At 62.2% G+C, this 17,839-nt stretch carries 7 protein-coding genes and 11 pseudogenes; 12 read left to right on the top strand and 6 right to left on the bottom strand.

What is annotated here, in order from left to right; all coding sequences use genetic code 11:
* Positions 1–105 precede the first annotated feature (105 nt).
* Together purE and purK are read left to right on the top strand one after the other, a co-directional pair.
* Positions 106–615 (top strand): 5-(carboxyamino)imidazole ribonucleotide mutase, encoded by a 510-nt coding sequence (purE, locus tag EIO60_RS05735; protein ID WP_258576159.1) that lies wholly within the window; start codon positions 106–108, stop codon positions 613–615.
* Positions 612–1,676: a 5-(carboxyamino)imidazole ribonucleotide synthase gene (gene purK / locus EIO60_RS05740; protein ID WP_258576160.1), complete on the top strand. Its 1,065-nt coding sequence runs from the start codon at positions 612–614 to the stop codon at positions 1,674–1,676. The genes purE and purK overlap by 4 nt, the downstream gene beginning before the upstream one ends.
* A 386-nt stretch (positions 1,677–2,062) precedes the next feature.
* Here purK and EIO60_RS05745 read toward each other — a convergent pair.
* Positions 2,063–2,358 (bottom strand): annotated as a pseudogene (locus tag EIO60_RS05745) (putative ABC transporter permease subunit YbbP); the annotation flags it as partial.
* Positions 2,344–2,764: pseudogene (locus EIO60_RS05750) on the bottom strand (ATP-binding cassette domain-containing protein); the annotation flags it as partial. The pseudogenes EIO60_RS05750 and EIO60_RS05745, both read right to left, overlap by 15 nt.
* Between EIO60_RS05750 and tesA the strand changes: the two are divergent.
* The 5 genes and pseudogenes from tesA to EIO60_RS05775 all read left to right on the top strand — a co-directional run bounded on the left by tesA (position 2,735) and on the right by EIO60_RS05775 (position 6,341).
* Positions 2,735–3,357 (top strand): annotated as a pseudogene (gene tesA, locus EIO60_RS05755) (multifunctional acyl-CoA thioesterase I/protease I/lysophospholipase L1). The pseudogenes EIO60_RS05750 and tesA sit on opposite strands and share 30 nt — an antisense overlap.
* 31 nt (positions 3,358–3,388) lie before the next feature.
* Entirely contained in the window at positions 3,389–4,162 is a 774-nt protein-coding gene (locus EIO60_RS05760; RefSeq protein WP_258576297.1) for an SDR family oxidoreductase, read from the top strand.
* A 68-nt stretch (positions 4,163–4,230) separates the two neighbouring features.
* A pseudogene (locus tag EIO60_RS05765) lies at positions 4,231–5,092 on the top strand (co-chaperone YbbN).
* Between the two features lie 65 nt (positions 5,093–5,157).
* Positions 5,158–6,078 (top strand): annotated as a pseudogene (locus EIO60_RS05770) (SPFH domain-containing protein).
* Positions 6,078–6,341, top strand: a complete 264-nt coding sequence (locus EIO60_RS05775) for an NfeD family protein (protein ID WP_258576161.1) — start codon at positions 6,078–6,080, stop codon at positions 6,339–6,341. Before EIO60_RS05770 ends, EIO60_RS05775 begins: the two are co-directional and overlap by 1 nt.
* A 63-nt stretch (positions 6,342–6,404) precedes the next feature.
* Here EIO60_RS05775 and cueR read toward each other — a convergent pair.
* Positions 6,405–6,820: pseudogene (gene cueR / locus EIO60_RS05780) on the bottom strand (Cu(I)-responsive transcriptional regulator).
* 136 nt (positions 6,821–6,956) lie between these two features.
* Between cueR and EIO60_RS05785 the strand changes: the two are divergent.
* From EIO60_RS05785 to ybaK, 3 genes and pseudogenes are all read left to right on the top strand, one after another.
* Positions 6,957–9,346, top strand: a pseudogene (locus EIO60_RS05785) (copper-translocating P-type ATPase).
* A gap of 68 nt (positions 9,347–9,414) precedes the next feature.
* Positions 9,415–10,224: a TraB/GumN family protein gene (locus EIO60_RS05790; RefSeq protein ID WP_258576162.1), complete on the top strand. Its 810-nt coding sequence runs from the start codon at positions 9,415–9,417 to the stop codon at positions 10,222–10,224.
* Between the two features lie 161 nt (positions 10,225–10,385).
* A pseudogene (gene ybaK / locus EIO60_RS05795) lies at positions 10,386–10,862 on the top strand (Cys-tRNA(Pro)/Cys-tRNA(Cys) deacylase YbaK).
* 125 nt (positions 10,863–10,987) lie between these two features.
* On the opposite strand, the pseudogene EIO60_RS05800 reads toward ybaK, so the two are convergent.
* Positions 10,988–11,750: pseudogene (locus EIO60_RS05800) on the bottom strand (LysR family transcriptional regulator).
* A 157-nt stretch (positions 11,751–11,907) separates the two neighbouring features.
* Here EIO60_RS05800 and EIO60_RS05805 point away from each other — a divergent pair.
* Positions 11,908–12,216, top strand: a complete 309-nt coding sequence (locus tag EIO60_RS05805; RefSeq protein ID WP_258576163.1) for a PACE efflux transporter — start codon at positions 11,908–11,910, stop codon at positions 12,214–12,216.
* 226 nt (positions 12,217–12,442) lie between these two features.
* Here EIO60_RS05805 and ushA read toward each other — a convergent pair.
* Positions 12,443–14,020 (bottom strand): annotated as a pseudogene (gene ushA, locus EIO60_RS05810) (bifunctional UDP-sugar hydrolase/5'-nucleotidase UshA); the annotation flags it as partial.
* A gap of 478 nt (positions 14,021–14,498) precedes the next feature.
* Between ushA and ybaL the strand changes: the two are divergent.
* Entirely contained in the window at positions 14,499–16,172 is a 1,674-nt protein-coding gene (ybaL, locus tag EIO60_RS05815; protein ID WP_258576164.1) for a YbaL family putative K(+) efflux transporter, read from the top strand.
* Positions 16,173–16,497: 325 nt separating this feature from the next.
* Here ybaL and EIO60_RS05820 read toward each other — a convergent pair.
* Positions 16,498–17,795: pseudogene (locus EIO60_RS05820) on the bottom strand (inosine/guanosine kinase).
* Positions 17,796–17,839: the final 44 nt, after the last annotated feature.

The raw sequence follows: 17,839 nt of genomic DNA on the forward strand, positions 1-17,839 counted from the left end.
CGTATTCAGGCGAACCGTTTTCCTTGCGCCTTTCCCATGCTATTCTCTGTGCCCTTCTTCACCTAACCGACCGGTCAGGTTTGTTTATTCACAGGAGTTGACCGCATGTCATCCAACGCCGCCCCGGCCCACATCGCTATAGTTATGGGTTCCAAAAGTGACTGGTCCACCATGCAGTTCGCTGCGGAGATCCTCACCAGCCTGGACGTGCCCTTCCATGTCGAAGTGGTTTCCGCTCACCGTACGCCGGACAAGCTGTTCAGCTTCGCCGAGACGGCTGCCGATAAGGGTTATCAGGTGATCATCGCGGGCGCAGGCGGCGCGGCGCATCTGCCGGGCATGCTGGCGGCGAAAACCCTGGTGCCGGTGCTGGGCGTGCCGTTGCAGAGCGCGGCGCTGAGCGGTGTCGACAGCCTCTACTCGATCGTGCAGATGCCGCGCGGCATTCCGGTGGGCACCCTGGCCATCGGCAAAGCGGGCGCGGCCAACGCCAGCCTGCTGGCGGCGCAGATCCTGGCGATCCACGACGCAGCGCTGGCGACTCGCCTCGGCGACTGGCGCCAAGCGCAGACTGACGAGGTATTAAATAACTCGGACCCGCGGGAGGACGCATGAAGCCGGTTTGCGTATTGGGCAACGGCCAGCTGGGCCGCATGCTGCGCCAGGCGGGCGAACCGCTGGGCATTGCTGTCTATCCGATGGGGCTTGACGCCGAGCCTGACGCGCTGCCGATTGCGCAGAGCGTGATCACCGCCGAGATCGAGCGCTGGCCTGAGACCGCGCTGACGCGCGAGCTGGCCGTTCACCCCGCCTTCGTCAACCGCGATATTTTTCCACGCCTGGCGGATCGTCTGACGCAGAAGCAGCTGCTCGATCAGCTGAACCTCGCTACCGCGCCCTGGCAGCTGCTGGCCGATAAAAGCGAGTGGCCGCAGGTGTTCGCCGATCTGGGCGAGCTGGCGATCGTCAAGCGCCGCACCGGCGGTTACGACGGTCGTGGCCAGTGGCGCCTGCGCGCCAATGAGACCGACGTGCTACCGGACGCGTGCTACGGCGAGTGCGTCGTTGAGCAGGGCATCAATTTCTCCGGCGAGGTGTCGCTGGTGGGTGGGCGCGGTCAGGATGGCCGCACGGTGTTTTACCCGCTGACCCACAACCTGCATCAGGAGGGCATTCTGCGCACCAGCGTCGCCTTTCCGCAGGCGGACGCCGCGCAGCAGGCGCAGGCCGAAGCGATGCTCAGCGCAATCATGCAGGAGCTGAACTACGTCGGCGTGATGGCGATGGAGTGTTTTGTCACGCCGCATGGGCTGCTGATCAATGAGCTGGCACCGCGCGTGCATAATAGCGGCCACTGGACGCAGAACGGCGCCTCTATCAGCCAGTTCGAGCTGCACCTGCGCGCCGTGCTCAACCTGGCGCTGCCGCAGCCGGTGGTGTTCGCGCCGTCGGTGATGGTGAACCTGATCGGCACCGCGCTGAACAGCGACTGGCTGCAGCAGTCGCTGGTGCATCTGTACTGGTATAATAAAGAGGTGCGCCCAGGCCGCAAGGTTGGCCATCTGAACCTCACCGACAGCGACAGCGCGCGGCTGGCCGCAGCGCTGCAGGCGCTGGTGCCGATGCTGCCGCCGGAGTACGCCAGCGGCATCGCCTGGGCGGTTGAGAAGTTCTGATCAGCAGGCACGTTCCACGAGGTTGATGAGTGGCGCACCCGCGCGGGCAACCTGGCCCGATCGCAAAAGCGGTATCCCCGCCAGCCCGGATACGCACCTCAGCCCTGAGGTGCGTCCGTAAACCGGTTAACGCCTGCGTTATGTAACCACGCCCAACGTTTTGTCCCTGCTGCGGGACGCTTTGCTCTTCCCTCCATGCTACCCGCTTGTAAGCTCTGGCTGCGGCCTAAAGCCAGCCAGAGCCGATTATCAGAGTGACTCCGTGCGCCAGAACAGCGCCTTGCTGCGCAGCAGCCCCCCCCCCCAGCCAGCCGCCGCTCAGCGGCAGCGCCAGACACAGCGTCCAATCGGGCTGCCAGGGAAAATCGAAGATCTTAAGCTGCAGCGCCCAGCGCCCCGCCGCATACGGCCGCCAGCAGCAGCACCGCCGGCCACTGGCCGATAATCAGCCGCTGCAGCGCCCGGCGCCCAGGGTTTTCAGCACCGCCACCAGATCGTAGCGGCTGCGGCAGTAGTGGCTCATCGCCAACGCGACGGCGGCGATCGCCAGCATCAGCGTCAGCAAGGCGGAGAGCAGCAAAAACTTCTGGGAGCGCTGCATCTAGCGCCCCAGCTCGTCTTCGGAATTATCCACGCTGATCCAGCGCTGGTCCGCTTTCAGCTGCGGCTGGATCCAGCGGTCGCAGCGCGCCGCCAGCTGTTCGTCATGGGTCACCAGAATCAGCGTGGTGGCGTAGTCGCGGTTAAAAAGAGCAGATCGGCGATGCGGTCGCCGGTTTTACGATCCAGATTGCCGGTGGGTTCGTCGGCAAACAGCAGGCCGGGGCGGCCGTTAAAGGCGCGTGCCAGCGCCACGCGCTGCTGCTCGCCGCCGGAGAGCTGCGCCGGCAGATGGCTGACCGCTCGCCCAGCCCCAGCTGCGTCAACAGCTTACGCGCCTGCTCGCGGCTCTGGCGATCGCTCTCGGCGCGCTGCTGTCTCGGCCCGTTTGACAATGAAGTCAACTCCGGTAAGGATGGACAACTGTGTTCACCCTGACCGACGGACTTTGTAAGACGATGAACTTCAGAAATGTTTTCCGCTGGCATTATCCCTTAATGTTTTGCGTTCTTCTGCTGGCGTCGCGGTTAGCCGCTGCGAACACCCTGTTAGTTTTAGGCGATAGCCTGAGCGCCGGCTACCACATGCCGGTCAGCGCAGCCTGGCCGAGCCTGCTGAACAACAGCTGGCAGCAGCGGCCGAGCGTGGTGAACGGCAGCATCAGGGGCGATACCGCCGCGCAGGGCCTGGCGCGTTTACCGGCGCTATTAAAACAGCATCAGCCGCAGTGGGTGTTAATCGAACTGGGCGGTAACGACGGCCTGCGCGGCTTTCCGCCGCAGGCCATCGAGCAGGATCTGCGAAAAATCATCAACAACGTGAAGGCCGCCAACGCGCAGCCGCTGCTGATGCAGGTGCGACTGCCCGCCAACTATGGACGGCGCTATACGGAAGCGTTCAGCGAGATCTATCCCAGGCTGGCACAGCAGTACAACATTCCTCTGTGCCCTTTTTCATGGAGCAGGTTTATCTGAAGCCGCAATGGATGCAGCAGGACGGCATCCATCCCAGCCCCGCTGCGCAGCCCTTTATCGCCAAGCTGATGACGAAGGCGCTGGCTCCCTTAGTTAAGCACGAGTAACCGGGACGACGCGCGTTTTATGGGTAAAGATATGCAAAAAACCATCGTGATTACCGGCTGTTCCAGCGGCATCGGTTTGGTCGCGGCGCAGGATCTGCTGGCGCGCGGCTATCGGGTAATCGCCGCCTGCCGCAAGCCGGAAGATGTGGCGCGGATGAGCGCGCAGGGCTTTATCGGCGTGGCGCTGGATCTCGACGACGCGGCGAGCGTCGACCGCGCCGCCTATGAAATTCTGGCGCTGACGGATCGCTGTCTGTTCGCGCTGTTTAACAACGGCGGCTTCGGCCTTTACGGACCGCTGCGCACGCTGTCGCGCCAGCAGCTGCAGCAGCAGTTCTCCACCAACTTTTTCGGCGCGCATCAGCTGACGATGCGGCTGCTGCCCGCGCTGGAGGCGAGCGGCGACGCGCGCATTGTCAATACCAGCTCCGTGCTGGGGCTGATTTCCACCCCCGGCCGCGGCGCCTACGCCGCCAGCAAATATGCGCTGGAGGCCTGGAGCGACGCGCTGCGTCTGGAGCTGCGCCGCAGCGGCGTGCGCGTCAGCCTGATTGAGCCGGGCCCTATTGCTACCCGCTTCACCGACAACGTCACCCAGGGCGAGCCGGGCAAGCCGATACGCAATCCCGGCATCGCCGCGCGTTTTACGCTGCCACCGCAGGCGATTCTGCCCAAGCTGCGCCACGCGCTGGAGAGTCCGCGCCCGCGCCTGCGCTATCCAGTGACGCTGGTCGCACACGCCATGAGCATCCTGAAACGGCTGCTGCCGGGCTGGATGCTGGATCGCATTTTGCGCAGCCACTGAGAATTCATCTTGAAGCGGGGCCGTCCGGCCCCATATTTTTTAAACACTTTTCGCAAAGAGACTGAGTCATGTCCCCACAAGCTTCGATTATCGACATCAATGAATCCAACTTGCACCAGACGCTGGAACACTCCATGCAGATCCCGGTGCTGTTCTATTTCTGGTCGGAGCGTAGCCAGCACTGTCAGCAGCTGACGCCGCTGCTTGAGCGCCTGGCGTAGGAGTACGCCGGCCAGTTTATTCTCGCTAAGCTCGACTGCGATAAAGAGCAGATGGTGGCGTTGCAGTTCGGCCTGCGCTCTATTCCGACGGTTTATCTGTTTCAGAACGGCCGGCCGGTAGATGGCTTCCAGGGACCGCAGCCGGAAGAGGCGGTGCGCGCCCTGCTAGAGAAGGTGCTGCCGCGCAAAGAGGAGCTGAAGGCGCAGCAGGCGCTGGCGCGCTGATGGACGAAGGCAAGCCGCTTGAGGCGCTGCCGCTGCTGAAAGAGGCGTGGCAGCTCAGCCGTCAGGCGAGCGAGATCGGCTTTCTGCTGGCAGAGGTGCTGATTATACTGAATCGCAGCGACGAAGCGGAAGAGGTGCTGGCGAAAGTGCCGCAGCAGGATCAGGATACGCGCTACCAGAGCCTGATGGCGCAAATCGATCTGCTGAAGCAGGCGGCGGACACACCGGAAATTCAGCAGCTGCAGGCGCAGCTGGAGATCGATCCGGCCAATGCGGAGCTGGCGGCGAAGCTGGCGCTGCAGCTGCATCAGGTCGGCCGCAGCAAAGAGGCGCTAGAGCTGCTGCTCGGCTTCCTGAAGCGCGATTTGAATGCGGCAGATGGTCAGGTGCGTAAAATGCTGCAGGAGATCCTGGCGGCGCTCGGCACCGGCGACGCGCTTACCGCTCGCTATCGCCGCTAGCTCTACACTCCTTGCTGTACTGATCCAGCCGCGCAGCCGCGTCCGGGACGAAGCGACTCGGCCCGCTATTTAACAACCAGGAGGTTATATATTGACAGTCATACCGGCGTTAATCGTGCTGGCGCTCGTCACGGTGTAGGCAGGCGTCAAAATCGTGCCGCAGGGCTACCAGTGGACCGTGGAGCGCTTCGGCTACACACCCGCACCCTGCACAGCCCGGCCTAAGTCTGGTGGTGCCCTTTATGGATTGCATTGGTCACAAGATCAATATGATGGAACGGGTGCTGAATATTCCCTCGCAGGAAGTCATCTACAAAGATAACGCCAACGCCAACGTCACCATCGACGCCGTCTGTTTTATCTAGGCGGTCGATCCGGCGCGCGCCGCTTATGAAGTCAGCAACCTCGAGCTGGCGATTATTAACCTCACTATGACCAATATTCGCACCGTGCTCGGCGGCATGGCGCTGGATGAGATGCTGTCGTATCGCGAAGACATCAACACCCGCCTGCTGCATATCGTCAACGGGGCGACTAACCCCTTGGGCGTGAAGATTACCCGCATCGAAATTCGCGACGTGCGGCCGCCGCAGGAGCTGATCGCCTCCATGAACGCGCAGATGAGGCAGAGCGCACCAAGCGCGCCGACATTCTGGCGGCGGAAGGCGTGCGCCAGGCGGCGATCCTGCGTGCCGAGGGCGACAAGCAGTCGCGTATTCTCAAAGCCGAGGGCGAACGCACCTCGGCTTTTTTACAGGCGGAGTCGCGCGAACGCCAGGCGGAAGTGGAAGCGCGCGCCACGAAAATGGTCTCTGAGGGCATCGCGGCAGGCGATATTCAGGCGGTGAACTATTTTGTCGCGCAGAAGTATACCGACGCGCTGCAAAAAATCGGCGAAGCCAACAACAGCAAGGTGGTGGTGATGCCGCTGGACGCCGGCAGCCTGCTGGGCTCGGTCGCGGGTATCAGCGCGCTGCTTAAGGGCACATCCTCAGAGTCGAAACGCTGATGCTGGTGGAGATGATTGCCCATCCGCACTGGTTCTGGCTGACGCTGGGCGGGTTACTGCTGGCGGCGGAGATGCTCGGCACCAGCGGCTATCTGCTGTGGAGCGGGCTGGCGGCGGTGCTGGTGGGCGTCATTGAATGGTGCCTTCCTTTCAGCTGGACCGCGCAGGGCACGCTGTTCGCCCTGCTGACGCTGATTTGCGTCTATCTCTGGTACCCGCTGGATGCGCCACCTCGAGCGCAACCAGCAGCCCAACACGCTTAACCAGCGCGGCAGCCAGGTGATCGTCACGGGCATTGAGGGCATTATGCTGCGCATCCGGCCGCGCTAGCGCGACGGTTTTTTCTCTGCGCCGCCGCAGCCCGCCAGGTTGTTGATGAGCGGGCACTCCGCGCGCTCGTTGCCGGACAGGCGTCGGCCAGCGCCAGCAGGCGCAGGCGCATCGCCTGCAGCTATTCAATGTGCGCGGCGATCTCCCCGGCTTTCTGCAGGGTGCACGCCTTGACGTCGGCGCTGTGGCGCGCCGGGTCGTTGAACAGCGTGACCAGCTCGCGGCATTCGTCGAGCGTAAAGCCCACCTGACGTGCCTGGCGCAGCAGGTTGAGCTCATCGAGATGATGGGTGCTGTAGCAGCGATAGCCGTTGTCGCTGCGCAGCGGCGGCGTCACGACCCCCTTCTCTTCATAGAATCGGATCGTCTTACTGGTTAACCCGTTTTTTTTCGCCACATCGCTGATGTTCACGCTGCTCTCCTCTGAAAAATCGCTCGCGGCCGATACTGATAAAAATAGTTTAACCTTCCCCTTGATGGAAAGTTTAGCCTGTATCACGAGTGATAAAAAGCTCGCATTGCTAACTGCAACACAACAGGAGCAGACTATGTCTCACACTATTTCTCTGGCGCTGGAAGGCCTCTCCTGCGGCTACTGCGTCAAACGCGTGAAAGAGGCGCTGGAACAACACGAGGATGTCGAACAGGCCAGCGTCACCCAGCAGGAGGCGTAGGGTTACCGGCAGCGCCGACGCCGCCGTGCTGATCGCTACCGTGGAAGCGGCGTGCTATCACGCCGCGCTGGCGAGCGACAGCCGCCCAAAGCCTGAGTAGTTGACAGCTTCAGAGCCGCCGCCGGAGGCACTGACAACAGTGGCGGAACCCCAACCGGCAATCGCGCCTGAATCCGCGCAGTTTCTGCTTATCGACGGCATGAGCTGCGCTAGCCGGGTGGAAAAGGCGCTGGAAAAGGTACCCGGCGTCTCGCAGGCGCGCGTCAATCTGGGTGAGTGCAGCGCGCTGGTGATGGGCGAGGCGTCGGCGCAGCAGCTGGTTAAGGCCGTCGAGGCGGCGGGCTACCACGCTCAGCCGGTTGAGAATGAGCAGGAGCGGCGCGACAAACAGCAGCGCAGCGCGCGCAAGGCGATGCGGCGCTTTAGCTAGCAGGCTGCGCTGGCGTTCGGCATGCCCCTGATGATTTGGGGCATGCTCGGCGACAATATGATGCTGAGCGACGCCAACCGTAGCCTCTGGCTCGCCCTCGGCGTCGTCACGCTGCTGATTATGGGTGGCGGGCGGTCACTTCTATCGCAGCGCCTGGCGCAGCCTGCGCAGCGGCAGCGCCACCATGGATACGCTGGTGGCGCTCGGCACCGCCGCGGCCTGGATCTACACCTTCAGCGTGGCGCTCTGGCCGGACTTTTTTCTGCTGCAGGCGCGCCATCTCTATTTTGAAGCCAGCGTAATGATTATCGGCCTGATTAACCTCGGTCACGCGCTGGCGCGCCTCGTCAGCGAGCAAGGCGAACGGCTGGTGCCGCTCAGCGCGGTACAGCCAAGCATGACGCTGCGGCTGACCGCTGGCGATCGCGTGCCGGTAGACGGCGATATCGTCGAGGGCGAAGCCTGGCTGGATGAGGAGGCGATGCTCACCGGCGAAGCTGTGCCGCAGGGCAAGTGCGCAGGTGACAGGGTCTACGCCGGCACGCTGGTGCAGGATGGCGCGGTACGCTTTGCGGCACGCGCCACCGGCCAGCATACGGCGCTGTTGCGTATTATCCAGCTGGTGCGCCAGGCACAGAGCAGCAAGCCCGACGTGGGCCGCCTCGCCGACCGCATTTCGGCGGTGTTCGTGCCGGTGGTGGTGGCCATCACCTTGATTAGCGCGGCCGTCTGGTATTTCGTCGGGCTACAGCCGCAGATCGCCTATACACTGGTGATCGCCACCACGGTGCTGATTATCGCCTGCCCCTGTGCGCTGGGCCTCGCAACGCTGATGTCGATTATCGCCGGCGTCGGCCGCGCCGCCGAGCTGGGCGTGCTGGTGCACGTTGGTGTTCGATAAAACCGGCACGCTCACCGCGGGCACGCCGCAGGTGGATGAGGTAGTGACGTGGCGCGGTCAGACGGCGTGACGCCGTTCTGCAGGCCGCCGCCGCGCTGGAGAACAACGCCAGCCACCCGCTGCCGCAGGCGATCGTCGCCGTAGCGGGCACGACCGCCGCAGGCGAGATTGCGCAATTTCGTACAATACGCGGCCAAGGGGTGAGCGGCATACTCGACGGCAGGCCGCTGCTGCTGGGTAACGTTGCGCTGATGCAGGCGCACCATATCGATCTGCAGGCGGCGCTGCAGGATATTACGCGCTTGTCGCATCAGGGCGCGACGCCGGTGCTGCTGGCGCAGGCGGGCGAGCTGATCGGGCTGATTGCGCTGCGCAACCAGTTGCGTCCGGAGAGCAAAGCGGCGCTGCAGCGGCTGCGCCAGGCGGGCTACCGCCTGATGATGCTGACCGGCGATCGTGAAGAGACCGCGCGCTATTGCCGCCGAAGCGGGCATCGACGAGGTGATCGCTGGCGTACTGCCGGAGGCGAAGGCGCAGACCATCGCCGTGCTGCAACAGCAGGGCCGCCGCGTCGCCATGGTCGGCGACGGCATTAACGACGCGCTGGCGCTGGCGGATGTCGGCATCGCCATGGGCGGTGGCAGCGACGTGGTGGTAGAGACAGCGCCCATCACGCTGATGCGCGCCGATCTCCACAGCGTCGCCGACGCGCTTGCCCTCGCCAGCGCGACGCTGCGCAATATTCGTCAGAATTTGCTGGGCGCCTTTGTCTACAACAGACTCGGCATTCCGCTGGCGGCGGGCGTGCTTCACCCGCTGACCGGCGCGCTGCTCAGCCCGGTGGTGGCAGGCGCGGCAATGGCGCTGTCCTCCATTACAGTGGTCGGCAACGCCAACCGCCTGCTGCGCTTTCGGCCGACAGCGCGACAATAGCCCTCCCTGCCCTGCCTTTCAGCAGTGGGAATCGCTAGCATGGCGTTTTGACTGAGGAAGGAGAGGGAATGAGAGGCAGCATTTGGCGCAGCGTGCACGGGCTGTTCAGTCAGTTTTTTCCCGCCAGCTACCGCTGGCCTGCCCAGGACATCCGGCTGGACGATCGCCTGCTGCACCTGGTCGGCAGCATTCATATGGGCACGCGCGATATGCAGCCGCTGCCGGAGCGCCTGCTGCGACAGCTGCAACAGGCGGATACGCTGATTGTCGAGGCGGATATTACTCAGGGCGGTTCGCCGTTCGACGAAGCTGACCCGCGCGCGCCGCTGGAGACGCGGTTAACGGCAGCGGACCGGGAGCGACTCGAGGCGCTGTGCGGCGAGCTTCATCTGTCGCCGGCGATGTTTGACGCCCTGCCCACTTGGCAGATCGCACTGATGCTGCAGGCGCAGCAGGCGCAGCGACTTGGCCTGTGTCCCGATTACGGCATTGACTTTCAGCTGCTGCAGGCGGCGAAAGGTATGAACAAACAGGTCATCGAACTGGAAGGCGCAGCGGTGCAGATTGCGCTTCTCAAGTCGCTGCCGGATGACGGCATGGCGCTGCTGCAGGATACCCTGACGCACTGGCACACCAACGCACGTCTGCTGCAGATGATGGTGAGCTGGTGGCTGGACGCGCCGCCGCGCCAGCCAAAGCTGACGCTGCCCTCGATGTTCAGCTCAGCGCTTAACGACGCGCTGATCACGCATCGCAACGCGCAGTGGCGTGATCGCCTTCACGCACTGCCGTCCGGGCGCTATATCGTGGCAGTGGGGGTGCTGCATCTCTATGGCGTTCAGAATCTGCCCGATATGCTGCAGCAACAAAAAAAGTAGGCCGGTATTGCTATCTGCTCGTCAAAGAGGAATTTTTTATGATTTTGGTTATCACTCAGACCGTCGGCTGGCGCGGAGCAAATTCTCCTCTAAAGCATAAATTTTCGCCACCATTAATTTATCGAATTTTGTAATAAGATTAATCCTATAAAAGATGATTTATGACGCCTGCGATAAAACTGCTGGAAAAACAAAAGGTCCCCTTTACGCTTCACCCCTACGAACACGACAGCCATGAAAAAATTTTGGCGATGAAGCGTACGCAAGCTGAATCTCGACGCCCGACAGGTTTATAAAACCCTGCTGGTGGCGCTGAACGGCGAGGCGCAGCGGCTGGCGGTGGCCGTCACGCCGGTCTCCGGGCAGCTGGATTTGAAAAAGGTCGCCAGGGCGCTGGGCGCGAATAAGGAGGATATGGCCGACCCGCAGCTGGCGCAGCGCGTTACCGGCTATCTGGTGGGCGGCACAGCCCGCTGGGCCAGAAAAAGCGCCTGCCGACGGTGATTGACAGCTCCGCCGCCGGGTCCGCCACCATCTTTATTTCCGGCGGCAAGCGCGGGCTGGATATTGAGTTGGCGGCGCAGGATCTGGCGCGTCTGCTCAACGCGACGCTGGCGGATATCGCGCGGCGCGACTAGCCGCTGTGCAGCGCTGGCGAACATCTGCGGTGCGACTAACCGCTGTGAAGCGTTAGCGAACATGCGCGGCGCGACCAGCCGCTGTGCTGCCTACGCGCCCCCCGCGCAAAACGCGACAGCGTGCGCTAGCTATGCGGCCTGGCGCAGAGCTGATCGATCATCCAGCGCCCGGCCGGACCCGGCGGATTGCGCCGCGACTAGACCGCCTCTACCGCAATATGCTGCGGCCAGCCCGGCAGCATCAGCTCCTGCAACACCTGATGGCCAAACTGCCTGACCAGCCAGCGCGGCAGAACGCTCCAGCCAAACCCCTGCTCCGCCATCTCCAGCAGCAGCAGCAGCAGCAAATAGGTCGGCGCCGACCAGACGCGTCCCGACGGCGCGGCCGCGCGCGGCTCGCCTCAGGTGTTCAGCCGCACCTGCCGCACCTGCCGCACCTGCCGCACCTGCTCCAGCGCGCTCTCCGTCAGATCGGACTGCCGCGGCAGCGTTGGCTGGACGCACACCACGCCCAGATGAATACGTCCCGCCTGCAGCAGATCGAGCACGTCGGCGTCTTCGGCGATCACGCACTCCAGCTCGATCTCGGGATAGTGCGCGTCGAACTGCTTCAGCAGCTGCTCGTGGTGCTGGGTCTGCCAGAAGTCGGAGACCGCGAAGCTGAGCCGCGGTTCTACGCCCTGCGCCAGCACGCGCCTGCCCTGATCGGTCAGGATCAGCTGGCGTCTGCGGCGATCAAACAGCTTAAAGCCAAGAATCGTCCTCCATTCCGGCTACCGCCATGCTGATGGTTGACTGGCTTTTGCCCAGCGCGCACGTCGCTTCGGATAAAGAGCCGCTGCTGACGGTCTGTACAAAGGCTTCAAGGGATTCCAGGGAGTATCGCATTTTAATCCATCGCTTTTATCGATAGGTCATCATTTTATCTTATCACTACGGGATGGCAGAATGCCCGCCTGACTCATGGAGGTGGATAATCCGTACCCGTTCGCAGAAAGAACGTTTTTTACATGCGCTGGGATTTGAGACGCTGGCATCCTAGGCGATGGATAAGCCGCTGTTTAAGATAGGCGCTCTGGCGATCATACTCTCAACCGTGGCGATGCTGTGGAATATGATTTACTGTCCGCCGGGCAAGGTGCATCGCGGTGTGCTGCACGCGCTGCTGTTTGAGGGCGGATTTATTCTGATCGGCTTGCCGATCGCCGCGTGGATGCTTGGCATTACGATATGGCAGGCGTTGTTGCTGGAAGTGGCCTTTTTCCTCTTTTTCCTGCCCTACACCATGGCGTACAACTGGATATGGGACCGGCTGCGTCCTCGCTGGTTCGGGCGTAAAGCCTGCGAGGCGTAATCTTGCACAGGCCTGTGCAGTCTGAGAGCGGAAAGCATAGGCTGAGGCACGAGAGGTCCCGCAACAGGCGCAACATCGCCGAGGCGTTTCAGAACGCGCAGCGCATCGGCCCGTTGACGGGCACCCCGCAGCAATAAGGCGCCTGCTCGCGTTGGCCGGGCGCGAAGGAGGGGGGCGACGTTGCGACGGGACTCGGCCATCCGCGCCAGCATTTGCCTGCCGCACGCTACGGTGCGCGTTGCGCCGTTTCATGTCCCCATGGCCAGATCCACGCCAGAATCATCTGCAGATAGCTGCGCTTGTGCGGCGTCTCGCGCGACGTTTTCTCCGCTTCCGTCAGAGTGCGAATTGTCTCTTTCGGCGCATAGTCCGCCGCGTTGAGCGGCGAGTGGGCTTTCACATAGTCGCGCAGCACCTCGGCATCGATAGCGCCGCTGTTTTGATAGCCGGCGTGCGTGTCGAGACGCGGATAGCCGTCGCCGCCCGCCGCGTTAAAGCTGTTGGTGACCAGCCGGTAGTTTTTTTTCGCCTGCAGCGGCTGCCCGTTGATGCGCACATCGCTGACCGTCTCGCCATCCCTCACCAGACTGACGTTGGCGAACTGCGTGAAGCCGCCGGCATCAGGTTTGATGTTTGCTACCGCGTCGAGATAGGTTTTCACCTCTGCGCCGGTCAGCGTCACGGAGACCACCTGATTGCCGAACGGCTGCACCTGCAGCAAATCGCGCCAGCTCAACTTGCCGACCGGCAGTAAGGCGCGAATGCCGCCGCCGCTTATCACGGCAAAGTCCGCCTGGGTTTTCGCCATTTGCGCGCGTAGGATCTGCTGACCCAGGTTGGTCTGCGTAAAGCGTACCTGCCCGCGAGTCGCGCCGACCTCGACGCTGAGGCAACCCTCGCTACGCTTCTGGTAGGGCATCAGCAGCTTCATCATGGTGCTGTTTTTCGGGATCTCCTGCTGCCAAGTCAGCCAGCTTTCGCTGCCGTCCGCATTTTTGATTTTGTGCTTCAGGTTGACCAGCACCAGCGTGTAGGACTCCAGTTCCACCTCGCCGTTGCGGAAGGTAAAATCGCCGCGCCCGACATATTCGCCCTACTTTCCGGCCTGCATAATCTAGACGCCGTTCTGCTTGTCTGGCTGGGACGCCGCGCCCGGCTGATAATCTTTTACCAGCACGTTGGCTTTTTCCATGCACACCGTATCGTGCGAGTGGCCGCCGACGATCATAGCGACGGTGCCCGGCGGCAGAAGGCGCGCCAGTGTGACGTCGCCGGGGGCGCTGCTGCCGTGCTCCCCATTTTCGTTATAGCCGAGATAGCTCAACACCACGATAACGTCGGGCTTTTCGCCGGCGCACAGTTCCGCCACCGCTTTTTCCGTTTCGCTGACCGGATCGCGGAACTCGACGTCACGCAGATGTTCCGGGTTCGCCAGCCGCGCCGTATCGGGCGTGGCCAGGCCGAGCACGGCGATCTTCAGCCCCATGCGGTTAAATATCGCCCAGGGCTTGAACAGTCGCTGGTCGGTACCTTTCTGATAGAGGTTGGCGGCGAGGAACGGGAAGCGCGCCCACCCTTCCTGCTTGCGCAGCACCGCAAGCGGATGGTCGAACTCATGGTTGCCCAGCGCCATCGCGTCACAGCCGATCAGGTTCATGCCGCGAATATCGGGTTCGGCGTCCAGCTCGTCCGACTCCGGCACGCCGGTATTGACGTCGCCCGCCGAGAGGATCAGCGCCCCGCCGCCTTTGGCCTGCACGCCATAGAGCAACGTGTCCACCAGCGTTTTTTGCGCCGCTAGGCCCACCCCATCGTGAAAACAGAAAAGCCAATCTCCTTATTCTGCGACGTGCCCGTTTCGGGTGATGTCCGCCTGTCGCCCCATTGTGTCGCATATTGCCTCGCTGAACTCAAGATGAAAGCCGCGGACGATGATACTGCCGGGGCGGATTTAACAGGCATACCCAATTGAGAACAATAATAATTTAAGCTGGATTAACGCGCTTTCTGCCTGATTTTGCAATGCTTTGCCTTTATTTTCATGGCAGGATGCCCATTTATCCGCGCTATTTCCGTCATCAAGCTGTCTTATTCCACCCTGCCGCTCTTGCCTGCAAACGGCCTCGATTGAGTAAAAGCAGGGAAAATAGCCCTTCAGTTGCGCTTTCCTCTCATTTTCAATTTTTTTTTCTGGTTAATCCGCAAATTATTCAGCGAAACAGCGTTTATTGCTTTAAACTCATTTGTTACAAGCAGATACATTTGCATACAAGGAGACAGGCATGCATCACACCACACCGTTGATTACGACCATCGTCGGGGGACTGGTCCTGGCGTTTCTCCTTGGCATGCTGGCTCATCGTCTGCGCTTTTCACCGCTGGTCGGCTATCTGCTGGCGGGCGTGCTGGCCGGTCCCTTTACGCCCGGCTTCGTTGCCGATACCAACCTGGCGCCGGAGCTGGCGGAGCTGGGCGTGATCCTGCTGATGTTCGGCGTCGGCCTGCACTTTTCGCTCAAAGATCTGATGTCGGTAAAGAGCATCGCCATTCCGGGCGCAGTGGCACAAATCGTCGTCGCCACGCTGCTCGGCATGGGCCTCTCCGCCTGGCTCGGCTGGTCGCTGATGACCGGTCTGGTGTTCGGCCTCTGCCTCTCTACTGCCAGCACCGTCGTGCTGCTGCGCGCGCTAGAGGAGCGACAGCTGATTGACAGCCAGCGCGGACAGATCGCCATCGGCTGGCTGATCGTCGAGGATCTGGTGATGGTACTGACGCTAGTGCTGCTGCCCGCCATTGCGGGCATGCTGGATAAGGGTAACGCCAGCCCGCAGCTGCTGGCGTGGGATCTGCTGCTGACTATCGGCAAGGTGGCGGCCTTTATGGTGCTGATGATGGTGGTGGGCCGCCGCGCAGTGCCGTGGATTCTGGTCAAAAGCGCCGCCACCGGCTCGCGCGAGCTTTTCACTCTGTCGGTGCTGGCGCTGGCGCTCGGCATAGCCTTTGGCGCAATGGAGCTTTTCGACGTCTCCTTTGCGCTAGGTGCCTTTTTTGCCGGAATGGTGCTGAATGAGTCTGAGCTGAGCCATCGCGCCGCTCATGACACCCTGCCGCTGCGCGATGCCTTCGCCGTGCTCTTTTTTGTCTCGGTAGGCATGCTGTTCGATCCGCGCATTCTGCTGGAGCAGCCGCTGGCGGTGCTGGGCGCGCTGGTGATTGTGGTGCTGGGCAAATCCTTTGCCGCCTGGCTGCTGGTGACGCTGCTCGAACATTCGCGCCGCACCGCCCTAACCATCTCCGTCAGCCTAGCGCAGATTGGCGAGTTCGCCTTTATCCTTGCCGGGCTGGGCATCTCTCTGAACCTGCTGAGCAGCGAGGGGCGCAACCTGGTGCTGGCGGCCGCTATCCTCTCCATTATGCTGAACCCGGTGCTCTTCAGCCTGCTCGAGCGCTATCTGGCGAAAAGCGAAAGCCGTCAGCAAGCGGAAGAGGAGGAGAAGCAGATCCCGGTGGATATCTGTCATCACGTGGTGATTGTCGGCTATGGCCGCGTCGGCAGCCTGCTGGGACAGAAGCTGCTGGAGGCGGATGTGCCTTTTGTGGTGGTGGAAAATTCACGGCCGCGTGTCGAGGCGCTGCGTGAGCAGGGCGTCCGGGCGGTGCTGGGCAATGCGGTGCGCGCCGAGACCATGGAGCTGGCGCGGCTCGACTGCGCGCGCTGGCTGCTGCTGACCATCCCTAACGGCTATGAGTCGGGCGAGATCGTTACCACGGCGCGTGAGAAATTCGCCGACATCGAAATTATCGCCCGCGCGCACTATGACGATGAGGTGGAGTACATTATGGCGCGCGGCGCCACGCGCGTGGTAATGGGCGAGCGCGAGATCGCCAGCAGCATGCTGCATATGCTGGAAGCGGAGATGACCGAGCGCCCTGTTGTGCGCGAATGCCCAATTTAACCCGCCCTGCTCCCTTGCGCGCCTGTTGCCGCGCGTGAGGGAACGGGGATAGCGTGAGCGACGCGCGTCGCTTTTCTGACGTCAGAAAAGCGGCCAATGCTTCACCTGCGCCGCGTAAAGCTGCACATTCTTGACCGTGCGGAGATGCCTGCTTTTTTAGTATGTTGTAATTATAAAACAGCACTGTCACTTGCTGGACAAGCCGCTCAGCGCGGGGTGCCTGACACGGCAGCCCCGCTTTTTCCGCTGGCGCAAAGCGCGCGCCTTTCCATTGCGGCCTCCCCTTATTCCTGTGCTCGCTACCGCGGCTGCAGAGCGGGATTGCTCAGCGATCCCAGTGGGACTCTTCCAGGCTGTCTTCACGCTCCGGCAGCCCACGCGTCAGGCGCGGCGAATGCTGATTCAGCACTTGGTAGCTGACGCGGTTGGCGTACTTGCACACCTGTGCCAGCGATGAGTAGGTCAGGTACTCGCGCGCGTGCTTGCTGGAGTTGGGCACTTTCTGCCGATGGTAGTTGTTCCCCGTGATGTCGTGCAGCAGCGCCGCCAGCGCGCCGTCCCCTGCGCCGTTGGTGTTCATGATCTTCTCCGGTCCGCCCATATAGGGCGCGATATGGGAGAAGATACGCAGCGGCTGCTCGCACGCCTGGCGGCGCATGGCGCAGCTGAACTCGTACTGGTTAAATTCCGCTATCGCGCCGGGCAGCAGCGGATGATTGGTGTTGCGCTTGTACGCCTCTTCGGTGTAGCCCGCCATATAGAGGCCGGTCGGGCCGGCGGTGCAGAGCACCAAATCGACCCACTCCAGCGCCATATCGGAGGCCAGCAGCAGATCGGATTCGCCGGTCAGCGCCAGCGCCTCCTCCTCATTCATCGCCAGGATGGTGACGTGCTCGCGCAGAAAATCGCGCCAAAACCGCGGGTTATCGACAATCACATATTTGGTGCCCAGCGTCAGCACCACCGGCACGTTGTGGCGTTTGGCGTACTCAATCGCCTGCAGCGTGGCCTGCGGCATCGGCTCCCCGGCGCCGCAGCGCACCAGGTAAGAGGTCAGCACCAGCGCCGACGCGCCGGCGATCACCGCTTCGGGAATGCTTTTGGGGCGCAGCTGGTTCATCTGGCCGGGGCTGATGGCGAAGGTGCGCTCGCCCTGCTCGCCGATCAGGGTGAAGCAGCGACCGATGGCGCCGTCGACGCCCTGCAGATAGTTAACATGCGGCTGGAGGTGTTGCACAGATAGCGATAGGCGTAGCCGCCGATCTGGATGTTGCTGCACATCACGCCGAGCAATACCGAGCGGTCGTCGGCCAGCACGGAGTAGTTGTGCAGCGTATTGCCGATGGTGCCGCCGGCAAACTGGTGGCTGACCAAGTTGTCGCGCATCAGCTCGCCATAGAGCGCTTCGGCGATGTCGTCGGCAATCACCAGCGAGTGCCCGGCGCTGAGACCGTAGCACACCAGAAAGGCGTCATCGACTTTGGCCTCGATATCAACCAGCGTCTGGTCGATGCCGACCACCCAGCTGCCTGCTTCTACCTCCTGCGAGGCGGCGTGCAGCAGCGGATCGCGGGCGCTGACGGGAAAATAGTGTTTGTATTTGCGTTTGCCGGGAAATTTCATGATGAGTACCGTCAGAAAAATAAGTGGAGGATGATAGCACACCA

Origin of the sequence: Candidatus Pantoea persica, from assembly GCF_013753875.1 — a bacterium.
Classification (GTDB): domain Bacteria; phylum Pseudomonadota; class Gammaproteobacteria; order Enterobacterales; family Enterobacteriaceae; genus Pantoea; species Pantoea persica.